Origin of the sequence: Rhodococcus sp. NPDC057135, from assembly GCF_042670865.1 — a bacterium.
Lineage (GTDB): Bacteria > Actinomycetota > Actinomycetes > Mycobacteriales > Mycobacteriaceae > Rhodococcus_F.
The window spans coordinates 383,066-396,070 of sequence record NZ_JBHUUU010000001.1; the positions used below are offsets into that span (position 1 = coordinate 383,066).

At 59.9% G+C, this 13,005-nt stretch carries 14 protein-coding genes; all 14 read left to right on the forward strand.

What is annotated here, in order from left to right; genetic code table 11:
• Nucleotides 1-1,404: 1,404 nt before the first annotated feature.
• The 14 genes from ACFT1A_RS01735 to ACFT1A_RS01800 all read left to right on the forward strand — a co-directional run bounded on the left by ACFT1A_RS01735 (nt 1,405) and on the right by ACFT1A_RS01800 (nt 12,994).
• Nucleotides 1,405-1,956, forward strand: a complete 552-nt coding sequence (locus tag ACFT1A_RS01735; RefSeq protein WP_209206205.1) for a hypothetical protein — start codon at nt 1,405-1,407, stop codon at nt 1,954-1,956.
• Nucleotides 1,957-2,294: 338 nt separating this feature from the next.
• Nucleotides 2,295-2,573, forward strand: a complete 279-nt coding sequence (locus tag ACFT1A_RS01740; protein WP_041814521.1) for a hypothetical protein — start codon at nt 2,295-2,297, stop codon at nt 2,571-2,573.
• A gap of 340 nt (nt 2,574-2,913) precedes the next feature.
• Nucleotides 2,914-3,675 carry a hypothetical protein gene (locus ACFT1A_RS01745; protein ID WP_378445585.1) on the forward strand — a complete coding sequence of 254 codons (762 nt, stop codon included), beginning with the start codon at nt 2,914-2,916 and terminating at the stop codon, nt 3,673-3,675.
• Nucleotides 3,676-3,735: 60 nt separating this feature from the next.
• Complete coding sequence (locus ACFT1A_RS01750; protein WP_378445586.1) at nt 3,736-4,155, forward strand: hypothetical protein; 420 nt, start codon at nt 3,736-3,738, stop codon at nt 4,153-4,155.
• Nucleotides 4,156-4,198: 43 nt separating this feature from the next.
• Complete coding sequence (locus ACFT1A_RS01755; protein ID WP_378445587.1) at nt 4,199-4,375, forward strand: hypothetical protein; 177 nt, start codon at nt 4,199-4,201, stop codon at nt 4,373-4,375.
• Nucleotides 4,372-5,067, forward strand: coding sequence for an Imm52 family immunity protein (locus tag ACFT1A_RS01760; protein WP_378445588.1), 696 nt, complete (start codon nt 4,372-4,374; stop codon nt 5,065-5,067). Before ACFT1A_RS01755 ends, ACFT1A_RS01760 begins: the two co-directional genes overlap by 4 nt.
• Before the next feature lie 48 nt (nt 5,068-5,115).
• Nucleotides 5,116-5,913: a hypothetical protein gene (locus ACFT1A_RS01765; RefSeq protein ID WP_378445589.1), complete on the forward strand. Its 798-nt coding sequence runs from the start codon at nt 5,116-5,118 to the stop codon at nt 5,911-5,913.
• A gap of 139 nt (nt 5,914-6,052) precedes the next feature.
• Nucleotides 6,053-6,826, forward strand: a complete 774-nt coding sequence (locus ACFT1A_RS01770) for a hypothetical protein (protein ID WP_378445590.1) — start codon at nt 6,053-6,055, stop codon at nt 6,824-6,826.
• A 532-nt stretch (nt 6,827-7,358) separates the two neighbouring features.
• Entirely contained in the window at nt 7,359-8,054 is a 696-nt protein-coding gene (locus tag ACFT1A_RS01775; protein ID WP_378445591.1) for an Imm52 family immunity protein, read from the forward strand.
• Between the two features lie 219 nt (nt 8,055-8,273).
• The gene (locus tag ACFT1A_RS01780; protein WP_378445592.1) at nt 8,274-8,831 is read left to right on the forward strand and encodes an Imm52 family immunity protein; all 558 of its coding nucleotides are present in this window, start codon (nt 8,274-8,276) and stop codon (nt 8,829-8,831) included.
• Nucleotides 8,832-8,923: 92 nt separating this feature from the next.
• On the forward strand, nt 8,924-9,919 hold the full coding sequence (locus ACFT1A_RS01785; protein WP_378445593.1) for a squalene cyclase: 996 nt from the start codon (nt 8,924-8,926) through the stop codon (nt 9,917-9,919).
• Nucleotides 9,920-10,493: 574 nt separating this feature from the next.
• Nucleotides 10,494-12,173, forward strand: coding sequence for an ammonium transporter (gene amt / locus ACFT1A_RS01790; RefSeq protein ID WP_378445594.1), 1,680 nt, complete (start codon nt 10,494-10,496; stop codon nt 12,171-12,173).
• Nucleotides 12,174-12,224: 51 nt separating this feature from the next.
• Nucleotides 12,225-12,527, forward strand: coding sequence for an urease subunit gamma (locus ACFT1A_RS01795; protein ID WP_007731718.1), 303 nt, complete (start codon nt 12,225-12,227; stop codon nt 12,525-12,527).
• A 29-nt stretch (nt 12,528-12,556) separates the two neighbouring features.
• Nucleotides 12,557-12,994 (forward strand): urease subunit beta, encoded by a 438-nt coding sequence (locus tag ACFT1A_RS01800; protein ID WP_003943812.1) that lies wholly within the window; start codon nt 12,557-12,559, stop codon nt 12,992-12,994.
• Nucleotides 12,995-13,005 lie beyond the last annotated feature (11 nt).

Here is a 13,005-nt window from a genome sequence, read left to right on the forward strand (position 1 = left end):
AGCCGATCACTTCGAACATCGGCGGGCAGGACTACACCACCGAACCTGTCGTCACTGACACCTCCTTCACGGACGAAAACGGAACCAGCTGGTCTGGCACAGCCTCGAAGGTGCCGAACGTATGGAGTTGGACGTACACCGACGCACAGGGAGAAGAGCACGACCTGCAGGTCACCTACGACGAGCAGGGTCGCCCGCATCGGGTTTTCGACAACTACACCTCCACTCTGTACCTGTACGACTGGAGCACCGGCGAACCCGTTCTGATCGGCGACCCGCACTATCTGGACCCGGGCGTTGCTTTCGATCAGCCTTACACCGGCGAGATCATGAGCTTCGTTCTCCCACCATTGCGTGGGGGGCGTCTGATTGCTGGCGCAGTCCGGGCCGAAGACCTGATCGTCTCGAACCGGACAGCACCGACCCGCCCCCCGGTTACTTCACCAGCTGTTCCTGCGCAGAGTGTTCCCCGTCCGGGTGCAGTGCTACCGCGCGGGATACCCATCATCGACGGTACCGTTCCACCTGCCGAGCATGATCAACCCTCTGTTCCGTCCGTGAATGAACCTGCACGCCCGGATCCCACGATTCCGGAACCCTCGCAACCCACTTCGCCCGGCGATCCCGATCGTGGCGAGTGGGAATCACCCTCGCCCGGTGAGATTGCTGATCCGGGGTCGAACCCAGCACCGAAGGCTCCCTCGCCAGGTCACGTCGAGGAACCGAGTGTGCCGACTCTGCCCGATGTCGGTCAGGTGCCGGTGAATCCGGATGCTCCCGGCGCTCCGCAGCAACCTGGACCACCGGAATTCGACCCCTTCGCCACCGATCCGAGCACGATCCCCCAACCAGGGGTCATCGATGATCCGACCGAGCGGCCGTCGACCAGCGTAGTTACACCGCCACAAAACGAGCACGAGCCAATCCAGCCGGGGGCCACGTTTGCTGGTCCGCCCGGAAGTGAAGGCGATCGGACGCCAGGCACCAGCCCAACTGTGGAGCAACCTCTCGACAGTACGTGGCCTTTGGGCACCGACTTCCCGTCTGGCGATACAAGTGACAGTCCGGGACCGACCGAACATGTTGACATGCCAGACTTTCCATGGCCACCTGCAAATACTTGGGGTCAAGTATATCCAGCTATTCTTGACCCCAGGACGTTCGAGACGATCCGACCGTTCCCATACGGAATGCCCAGCGTCCCACCAGCGGACCGAGTAACCTGGTCCTCGAGTGCACGTCAAATATTCTTGGCCGAATGGGAGGAAAGAGGTTTTCCTGTTCCGGAGCCGGCCGCCCCCGGAGCGGACCCCTGGGCAGGATGGGAGGTGCATCACATACTTCCCCGGAAGTACGGAGGCACGAATGACTTCTGGAATCTAGTTCCCCTGCCCACTTCTATACATGCACTCTTCACTCGATGGTGGGAATTTTATGCCGATATCTATAACTGATGCGCTGGAGTCCTATCCCGACATCCAGCGGGTCCTAGTCCCGACGCATCCAGGCCGATCATTCGACGTCTACAACACCTACGACCCGCCGGCAGAGGCTGAAGAGGTGTCTCAGTATTGGAACCTAGATACCCTGCCGAGAGATCTCTTCGATTTATGGAGAAGCGCGAGAGAATGCAGACTTCACCACGATAGGGGCTCAGGAAAGGACGGAATAACACTCCTTTCTCCGCCGAAAGCTCGAGAAGTTACGGAACGCGAGCTGGAATTCTGGGATGACGAGGATGGGCGCTTCTTGAAGAGTGACATAATAATCGGCACAATGGTGGTCGAGCCAGATTTCATTGTATTCGACACAAGAAAAAACGACTTCAATGTTCTGTTAGCTTCAACTCTCGACGGACGTGAGGACTGGCCTATCGTGGGGCGGAACATTTCCGACTTCTTGCTGCGTTATCGTGATTTACCTGGAGAAAGCCACTGGCAGCGCTCGATCGTTTGATGCACCGGAGAGCGAAGTTGGCTTCCATCCTCGAGGGAATCGATGGCTTGGCCATGGCGACCCCGAGGAAGGTGCGCGGTTCTGCATGGGAGCGGGTGTTGAAGGCTGCGGCGAGCAACCTTGGCCCAGAGTGGGTTGTGGCACGATCTGGCACCCAGGGGGAGTTGATCCATCTACCAGTGCGATGGTGGTTCAATTCCATTGGGTTGGATCCCAAACCGAACCGGGAAGAGTTGACCTTCAGTCATGTGCCCCTGATGAGAGAATTCACGCCGGGCACTATCACCTTTCGACAGAGTTCATATCAACCTGGTCCCACAGATTCTGGACCACCGAACATGCAGATGGACATCTTCGATACCCGCGGTGCTGCGGAGATCGTGCGCTGGTGGGCGCTCGGTCCGTCCACCAAGTTCTTTGCTGCACCGCCGCTTCCCGACTCGGTAGCTGCAGCCGAGCAGGCTTATGCCGACCGCAAGGAAGAGCCTTGCCGGGATTGGATGATTTCGGCTGGCCTGCGGGTGATAGCTGACACCGGTTCGCCAATCGAGGTCATCGACAGCGTCCTCTGGGAGTTGGCTCGCCGTGACGTCGGTGGCCACGTCCAAAGTTTCTGACGAGAATTTCGCGCGGTCGCGGAAAACAGAGACCGACTAGCGACATTGCAGTGGCTGGACGAAGAACGACGTCGTTCTGTAAAGGATGCATACGGGCTTCGGGATTCTGCGTTTGCAGATGTGATTTTCCGTACTGAGGACTCGTAGCCGAGGGAAGTAGGCGTGAGGGAGTGGAGTCGGATGGATCGCGCGCCGCGTCGGAGAAACCGCTGTCGGTGCGCACAGTCGCTCCTTTTCGTCTACCAAATAATATGAATGGTCCTTTATGGCAAGCATGCACATGAGCGATGACAAGCCTAAGCCACCGAAATCGGTCACTGAGGTCCTTGAGTCCCTGGGAATGGACCGGGATCAGTTGCGGGAGATGGCGAAAGATGCGATCGCAGACTTGACTCCGAAAAAGGGGAGAGGCGCTGCGTGGGAGAAGGTGTTGGGAGCGGCGGTTGAGAAGCTCGGGCCGAACTGGACGATCATCGGGAGCGGGTTGCGAGCCAAGCTGCTGCACACTCCGGTGCGATGGTTTTTCGACACCGTCGGGATCGATCCGATTCCCAACCGTGAGAAACTGACGATTACTCACCTACCACTCATCGAACCCCTCGATCCCGGAACACTCACTGAGTGGCAGGACCACTACGACAGCAGGCATAGCGGACACGACTACCATGGCCGCCAGATTGATATCTTTGATACCGTCTCCGCTGCCGAGCTAGTGATCTGGTGGGCTGAGGGGCCAGCATCCGACCTGTTCGACGCACGATCGGTGGAGGCACTCACCCCACTCCGTGAGAAGCAGTACCTTGAGCGCAGTCAGTCGGGTCCAGCACGCTGGACAATCTTGGCGGGGCTGCGTGTGATCACTGACACCGGTTCACCGCTCGAGGTTATCGACAACGCAATTGAATACTTCCGCGGCCGGGTTGCCGACCCGAAAGCTCCACTTGTGATGTTCTGGACGCAGTTTCGTGAGGTCGCTGCTGCCGGTGATCGAGAGAGGACACTGCGGTGGCTCGACGAGCATCGACGTGCCACGGTGCGTGAGCACTACCCGTTACCGGATTCGGTGTTCGCCGACGTTCTCGAAGACCTGGGCGACGGCTAGCCATGTGAGTACAAGAATCTCGAATTTACTTCGACCACAACACTTCAAGAGGAGAAATCAATGGACCACTGGGTCGTCGTCCCGGAACAGCCAGGGTTTGTCGGGGATCGCACAGTTGTCGACACCGCAACCTCGCCGCCGACGGTAGAGAGGGCGCACTTCGTGTTCACCCGGCAACCTACCGACGGACTGATCGGCGCCGGACCGCTGGTGTTGGCGGACCGTGAGACCGCGGAAGCGCTCGAGGACAACGTCTTCGGCGAAGTGTCCTTTCATCCGGCGTACCTCGATACGGACCCGGCGTCGGGGTTGTTGCGGGTTCCCGACTTTGTGTGGTGTCAGGTGCATGGGCAAGCGGGGATGCTCGATATCGGCCTCACCGAGGACGGTCGCCTGGTGATGTCGGGGCAAGCGTTGCTGGTGTTCCACTCTTTCGGTGGCGGTATCGACAACGCCACCATCTCCGAATGGCTCGGCTGAACCAACTTGCCCTACATATGCTTTGCTGTGGTGAAACTATGTGATGGCATGCCTTGAGCGCAGCGCGCTCCCCCAAGCCGCCGTGATCGAGGAACTACCCACTGACACGTTGATCCGGTTGGGAGACAAGCCTATGCACGTCGGTGCCGCCGACATCGTGGCAGTGCGCGCAGTGTCGGGCTATGGAGATCAGGTCGGATTGGAAAGGACGGGGCGATGAGCTTTTTCGGGCGGCGGCCGACGGTAGCCGGATATTGGGGCACGCGGGTGCAGTCGAGTCAGGAAGTGGCGCAGACGATGCGCGCTTTCCTCGACGACCTGGAAGCGATCGACCCGGAGTTGGCGTTGTCGTTGGTCTCGACTGCCGAGTTCGCCAAGGTGCCAGCAGATCTCAGTGTGGACGGGTTGGTGCGAATCTTCGAGCATTCCCGCTCGAAGGAGATGGGGTATTCGGACACCCCGGGACCGGGCTACGACATCGACTTGTCGCCCGAGGACGGGACCGCGCGCCGGGTCGGTGCCTGGGTCGGCGGGCTGGAAACCAGTGCTCCCAACAGTGTCCGGGTGTCGTTGCCGACGGAGACGCAGCTCACCGACAGTACCCGGCAGCTGCTCGACCCGGATATCGGAGACGCGATCGTGAGAGTGATCGTCAAGCATTGGGAACCGGATCGGGCTCGGTGGAGCATCGGCGACTACCGGCACCTTCAGAATCGGTCGAAAGGTGAGGTGGAGGTGGGATGGGAAACATACTTCCATTCCGGAGTTACGTTCGATCGCAGCGCGCTGCCCCAATCTGCGGTGGTGGAGGAACTGCCCATTGGCACGTTGGTTCGGTTGGGGGACAAGCCAATGGAGGTCGCTGCCGCCGACATCGTGGCGGTGCGGGCGGCGTTGGGTTACCCGGTGTAGCGCCAGAGCCTGTTCCAATTGGTCGATCGTCTTCGAGCAGGAGTGACGTTGTCTGCTTTATCTTTACGTCGTGATCCGACGTCCGGATTGACCTTGAAAGTCATGGCGCGAAAGGGACCGCCGGAAGCCGAATCGGTCACCGCGGCGCTGGCAGCGCGGTCACTGCAGTTCCTTCGAGAGCTTGACCCAGTCTTTGACGTCGACATGTATCGCGCCGTGAGGAATGACCTTCCCGACGGCGTTACGGTCGAGCAGGCTCTGGCATCGAATGGTGGACGGATCCTCACGCTTCAGGCAGAGGACTCCCTCGAGGCCGCAATGATCGAGGGCAGAAAGTCTCCTTATGCCGCAGGCGGGATTTACCCACTCTCATTCGGGCATCAACTCAGGTTGTTCACCGACAACGGAAACATCGAAATTCTCATCGGATTCGGGGGTACGGCAGGAGCAGGTTCCTTACTTTGCACCTTCATCTGGCCGTACCCAGGGGGCTTCGCCGATGAATCTCTGATCTCACTGTCATTGAAACTCGTCCAGGGCATGGCCGATATCTGGGACGCTCCCACGGCCGTGCTCTACCGGGATGCGGAGCTCACACCTCAGTACAACGTGCCCGGCGACGCAACGGTGGGCAGTTGCACCTACTTCGGCCCTGAGATGCCGATCAACGAAACGCAGATCCCACCCACTGTCGAAGCGTTTCCGTACAAGAAAGGAACGATCGTCATCCAGCGTGATCCACGCGCCCCGTTGGTTGCCGACGATATCCGAAGCATCCGTGCAGCAGTCGGCCTGCTGACCGAACGACCGGAGGTTCGCCTACCGAAAGGCTCGCGCCGGCTGTGACACCAGAAGTTACGGCCAAGCTCACGTCCGCAGGTGATGGTGTTCTTAAGAACAAGCTGCGCAGATAATGGAGGATGCGTTCGACGAGGTCATCGGGCTGGAGAACATCAACATCATCGTATTTGGAGGGGAGTGAAGAGTGCCTACATCATCACTGCGCCGCAATCCCATGGCAGGCTTGACGGTGAACGTCATTGCACGCAGCGGCGTACCTGCGGGCGAAGCTGTCACGGCCGCGCTCGCAGCGCGCTCGCTGCGGGTTCTTCGAGAGATCGATCCTGTCTTCGACGTCGACTTGTACCAAACAGTAGGCGATGCCCTCCCCGACGGTGCCGGAGTCGAGCAAGCCTTGGCGTCGAATATCCGTCAGATCCTTGTGCCTCCGACGGAAAAATCGATCGAAGCCGCATTGATCGATTGCAGACGATCCCCCGATGCCACTGGCGGTGTGTATCCACTCTCACTTCCGCAGCAGATAACCCTGTACTCAGATGCCGGGGATCTCAAGGTCATGATCGGTTTCGGGGGCACCTCACGCACCGGCTCGTTCTCGTGCACCTTTGCCGACGAATCACTGATTTCGCTGGCATTGAAGCTCGTACAGGGACTAGCCGACATCTGGGACTCGCGTGTCACCGTGCTCTACCGCCGAACCGAATCATCGCCTCAGCGCAACGTACCGGGTGACGCAATCGTGGGCAGTTGCACCTACTTCGGTCCTGAGTTGCCGATCAAGGAAACGCAGCTCCCGCCCAGCGTGGAGGCATTTCCCTACCAGGACGGCACAATCGTCATCCAGAAGAATCTGTCCACGCCGTTAACCGTCGAGGACATCCGAAGCATCCGCGCAGCAGCAGGACTGCCGACCGAACGACCGGAGATTCCTCTACCCAAAGGTTTCAGACGGCTGTGAGCCCTACGTTGGGCGCACTCGGGGCTGCCTGCAGGTAGGGATGGCGCGGACCGACCAGCCTGCCCGCAATTACCGCGCCGCGATCCCGATCCGGCTACGCACCAGCTGATCGACGCTCCGGGTGGAGTGCCACCGCGCGGCATACCCGCCATCGACGGCACAGTTCCACCTGCCGAGCATGATCAACCCTCTGTTCCGTCCGTGAATGAACCTGCACGCCCGGATCCCGCGATTCCGGAACCCTCGCAACCCACTTTCCCGGCGATCCCGATCGTGGCGAGTGGGAATCACTCTCGCCCGGTGGGATTGGCGATCCGGGGTCGAACCCGAGACCCGAGAACTCCACCCCGGAGGCTCCCTCGCCAGGTCGCACCGAGGAACCAAGTGTGCCGACTCTGCCTGATGTCGGTCAGGTGCCGGTGAATCCGGATGCCCCCGGCGCTCCGCAGCAACCCGGACCACAACTGTTCAATGACAATGATTTGCCGAGAACGACTATGACGATCGCAGAGTGGCTGGAAAGGAAAGGTCGATGAATTCGGATCGTGGCGCGACAGTGATCGGGTATTGGGGCCCTCGGACGCAACCGGTAGAAGGCATTGCAGCGGAGGTGTTCTCGTTTCTTCATAGTCTGAGGAACATTGATCCAGCACTTGGACAAGCTTGGGTGTTTTCGCCCGAGACTGCCTTCGAGTCGACCGATCTAAGCGTGGAAGGCCTAGCGAAAATCTTCCGGGCAGCGAAGGATGTCGAAGGGCAATCCGTTGCTGCCTTCGACCTTGGCTACATCGTGAGTTTGTTGCACCCGGACAGATATCAGTTCTTGAGAATCCAATTCTCTCTCGGCCGGAATGTTCCGAGGGTTCCGAATCTCGTCAACGTCACCCTCCCTCCGGAGAAACAAGCAATTGGGGAGGCATCGCGGTTGCTAACCGCAGGCGTCGGTGACGCCATCATGAAAGCGATCATCGAACAGTGGTCTCCAGACAAAGCCCGTTGGGGAACGCCGGTATACCAGAAAGCCCAAGGGAAAAAGGCTGGAGAGGTGGAAGTCGGGTGGGAGACATACATTCGGTCCGGGATCGATCTCGATCACAGCAAACTGCCCGTCGTCGCCGCACTGGAGGAACTCCCCAACGGAACGCTGATTCGGTTGGGCGAGAAACCGTTAGACGTCGATATTGCCGACATCCTGGCGGTGCGGGAAGCACTGGGTTACCCGGTCTAAGACGCCGCGTGACCGCCGACCCTTGCTCATGTCGCGACACGTAGTCGGACGGAGACTATTACGCAGTGGTTGGAAAGGACGGGGCGATGAGCATAGTCGGGCGATGGCCGACCGTGATCGGATATTGGGGCACGCGGGTGCAGTCGAGTCAGGAGGTGGCGCAGACGATGCGGGCTTTCCTCGACGATCTGGCGGCGATCGACCCGGAGTTGGCATTGGGTGAATACGAAGCAACGAAGTCGAGGCATTGCGGATCTCAGTGTGGACGGGTTGGTGCGAATCTTCGAGCACTCCCGCTCGGGGGAGATGGGGTACTCGGACACCCCCGGACCGGGGTACAGCATCAGTTTGTCACCGGAAGACGGAACCGCGCGCGCAATCATTGGCTGGGTCGGAGGCTTGGAAACCAGTGCACCCAACAGTGTTCGGGTGGCGTTGCCGACGGAGACGCAGCTCACCGACAGTACCCGGCGGTTGCTCGACCCGGATATCGGAGACGCGATCGTGAGAGTGATCGTCAAGCATTGGGAACCGGATCGGGCTCGGTGGAGCATCGGCGACTACCGGCACCTTCAGAAGCGGTCGAAAGGTGAGGTGGAGGTGGGATGGGAAACATACTTCCATTCCGGAGTTACGTTCGATCGCAGCGCGCTGCCCCAATCTGCGGTTGTAGAGGAGCTGCCCACTGGCGCGTTGATTCGGTTGGGGGACAGTTTAATGGAGGTTGCTGCCGCCGACATCGTGGCGGTGCGGGCGGCGTTGGGTTACCCGGTGTAGGCCCCGCAACGGGTCTGGAATTCACCATTGCATCAGATGGCGAGAAATGTGTTAACCGGATGGCCTGCTTCGCCTTTCGATAGTATTGCCAGATGGCATCCCGAACCGACTTGCTCGCGTGGCTCCTCGATTCGGATCCAGCGATTCGGTGGCAGGTGGAGCGCGACCTGCTGAACGAAGCGCCCACTGTGTGGGCGGCGACGCGCGCGTCGATCGCTACCAAAGGATTTGGCGCACGCCTGCTTTCATTGCAGGGTCGAGACGGTCAATGGGCGGGCGGGGCGTTCTTCCCGGCAGAATTCGACTTTGCGGGACCCGAAGCAGCAGAACAAGGTTCGCAACCCTGGACGGCAACAACCTGGACGCTCAACTCATTGCGTGAGTGGGGCCTCGACGCCGGTGTTCTGCGAAAGCGTCGTACCGCAGAACTGCTCGCGGAGAACTGTCGCTGGGAGTACGAGGGCCGGCCGTACTGGGACGGTGAGGTCGATTGCTGCATCAACGCCTGGACGGTGGCAAACGGTGTGTGGCTCGACATGCGTGTTGATGAACTGGCTGATTGGTTTGTGCAGCATCAACTTCCGGATGGTGGGTGGAACTGCGAGTGGATCGAAGGTTCGACGCGATCGTCGTTCCATTCGACGCTCAATTCACTCAAAGGGCTTCTCGCGTACGAGATCGCGACCGGGGGAACAAATGAGACGTGCGCGGCTCGACGATCCGGTGAGGAATTCTTGCTGCAGCGCGGTCTGTTCCGGAGACTCTCGACCGGGGAACCGGTGGGGGACTGGATCGGCCGGTTCGCGTACCCGTTCCGGTGGCGTTTCAACGTGCTCAACGCAGCCGACTACTTCCGCGAAGCGTCGTTGTCGGATGAAAATGAGCCTGATCCGCGAATGGCGGACGCGATCGAGATGATCCGGGCCGCTCGAGCCTCGGATGGGACGTGGCTCCAGGCCGGTCGCCAACCGGGGCGGGTGTGGTTCGAGGCCGACGCAGAGGTGGGGGAGCCGTCGAAGTGGCTGACTTTATCCGGCATCCGAGTGCTCGCCTGGTGGGATCAATCCTCCCCTCTAGGTTCTGCATAACAAAAGAGTTACAGCGAAAGTCATTTCACCTTTAAAGGTTATCGAAAGGTGATCTTCGGCCTTCCAGTCGAAATATCCAGTACGGATGAAGAACATATTAACGACAGGATTGCCCTCAGTGCGGTGAAGGTTAATCATCTGAACAGGTGAGAAGATGTTCGGTGAAATTACCTACCCGATTGGATAGGCGGGTCACCGACGTTGGTAATCAAATAAGGTACTCGCAGCTGTCTTGGTTAGGGAGCTAAGTCCCGAGCTGGAAACGGTATTTCTGCTCCAAAATGGCGCTCACCTGCGGCTACCTTCCCCATTTTGCAAGACTTAAACCACTTTCGGCGAGAATTAGTCCCGGAATTCTAGGTTGTGGAGCGTCCGCAATGTTTAGGCAAAGTCCCATCTTTTCCCAGAACAATGCTCTACTAAACGTGAAAACCGGATGTTCCCCCGATTTTGCTGAGAAGGTGCAACTATGGGGCGTAGCGTAACTGTCGCAGCGAACCGGAACATCGCGAATTGCTGCTCTAACCAATGACTTTGTTCAGGTCCGAATAATGCTCGGAGGTCGTCGATGTCGATGGAAATGGTGTTAGCCGAAGCAGTGATAGACAGTGGGGACACGGCGTGGGTGCTGATCTCCGCCGGCCTGGTTCTCTTCATGGTTCCCGGACTCGCCTTCTTCTACGCCGGTCTGGTGCGTGGTAGCAGTGCGCTCGTCATGTTGCAGCAGAACCTCGTCCCACTCGGACTCGTCTCGATTACCTGGGTCGTGTTCGGATACAGCTTCGCGTTCAGTGGAGACTGGGGTTCCGGCTTCCTCGGTGACCTCAAATTGTTCGGCTTGCAGGACATACACACTGCCGCCGCCCCGGGCTTCCACCTGATCGAGGGTGCAGTCGCGGTACCGACTCTGGCGTTCGTGGTCTATCAGATGATGTTCGCGATCATCACGCCCGCGCTGATCACCGGTGCGACCGCAAACCGGCTCAAGCCCTTGGGCTGGGCCGTTCTGCTCGTGCTGTGGTCGATCATCGTCTACCCCCCGATTGCGCACTGGCTCTTCAATCCCGAAGGCTGGTTGGCGCTCCGCGGAGCTCAGGACTGGGCCGGCGGAATTGTCGTCCACGCATCCGCCGGTGCCGCCGCCCTGGCAATCTTGCTGGTGGTCGGTAAACGTCCGGGATGGCCCAACGCCGAGGCAGTCCCGCACTCGGTGCCTCTGGCGTTGATCGGCGCAGGCATCCTGTGGTTCGGCTGGTTCGGATTCAACGCAGGCGACGGATTGGCCGCCGATGGTGTTGCGGCACAAGCCTTGATGAACACTCACATCGCCGCAGCGGGTGGCATGGTCGTCTGGCTCGTCATCGAAAGGTATACCGAGGGCAAGGCCACGGCGATCGGTGGAATCACCGGCGCGGTAGCCGGTCTCGCGACCGTCACCCCCTGCGCCGGCTTCGTCAGCACCTTCTCCGCGTTGGCGATCGGCGCGCTTGCCGGACTGGTCTGCCACTTCGCGCTCGCGCTCAAGTCGATCTTCAAGTTCGACGACGCGCTCGACGTCATCGCGGTCCACTTCATCGGCGGCATTCTCGGTTCACTCCTTCTCGGTTTGTTCGGCGAAAAGGCGATCAATTCGATCGGCCGCGATGGACTCTTCTTCGGCGGCGGCGCAGGACTACTCGGCGAGCAGGCGCTGGCGTTGATCGTCGTCATCGCTTTCTCGTTCGTGGTGACCTGGCTGATCGCCACGGGCATCGAGAAGACCATCGGTCTCAAGCTGGCCCCGAAAGACCAGGTGGACATCGACCGTCGTCAGCAAGGCATGGACGCATACCGCTACAACGCCGCATTCGTCGACGCAGGTGGTGCGCCGCAGACCAGCGGGTTCGACTCGGGGGTCCTGGTCGAGGGGGCAAAACTTGTTCCGAACCTCGGCGCCCCGAAGCACGAACTCATCACCGCGGTATTGCAGACCATCGAGTCCGAGAAGCTACGGGAGGCGCTGCTGGCCGCCGGAGCGGAGTCGATAGTCGTATCGGAAGCGCATGTCTCCGCGAGTGACTCGGCCTCGCTCAAGTTCCGCGGACAACGCAACGACGTCGTGTTCACCGAGCGGTTGCGTGTCGAGGTGCTGGTCGCCGCGGAACATGCCCAGGCAGTTCTGGACGCGATCAACGAGTACTCGGGCGGCAGGAGGAGCGGTTTCGTCCAGGAGGCGGCCGAACCTCTCACCGAAGCGACGGAACAGGGGAGCTGACATGTATTCGACGACAGGGAGTTACCGCATGATCGACAAGGAGCGTTCGGAATGCATCTGACACCGCGAGAACTCGACAAGCTGACAATCCTCATGTTGGCGGATGTCGCACTGAGGCGAAAGGCCAAGGGGCTCAAACTCAACCATCCGGAGTCCGTCGCAGTCATCACTGCAGCCGCTCTGGAGGGAGCTCGGGAGGGCAAGACTCTCGAGGAGGTCATGGCCGACGCATCGCACGCCTTGACGGTCGACGACGTGATGGACGGTGTCGCGGAGATGATTCCGCGTGTGCAGGTCGAGGCGGTGTTCCTCGACGGTAGCCGGCTCGTCACCGTGCACTCTCCGATCCAGTAGCCCGACCGAGATGTCAGGAGCACTCCAAGATGGCAAGCAAATCGACGAAGAAGGATTCCGGCGGCGAGAAGAAAGTACCGGTCGGCGGATACGTGTTGCGGGACGAGCCGATCGAACTCAACGAGGGCCGTCCACGTTTGAAGCTGCGAGTCCGAAACACCGGTGATCGTCCCATCCAGGTGGGTTCGCACTACCACTTCATGGAAGTCAATCGCGCGTTGTCCTTCGATCGTGAACAGTCCTTCGGCTGGCGCCTCGACATTCCCGCGGGCACGGCGGTCAGGTTCGAGCCGGGCGACGAGAAGGAAGTGACGTTGGTGCCGTTCGGCGGCAAGCAACGAGTGCAAGGCTTCAACGGACTTGTCGACGGTTGGGCGCCGACCCACGCCGCCTACCGGCCTCGGTTACCCGGAGCCGTCCAGCGTGCCGAAGAACTCGGCTTCCTGTCCGAACCTCAAACCGACTGATTCTCGTTCAC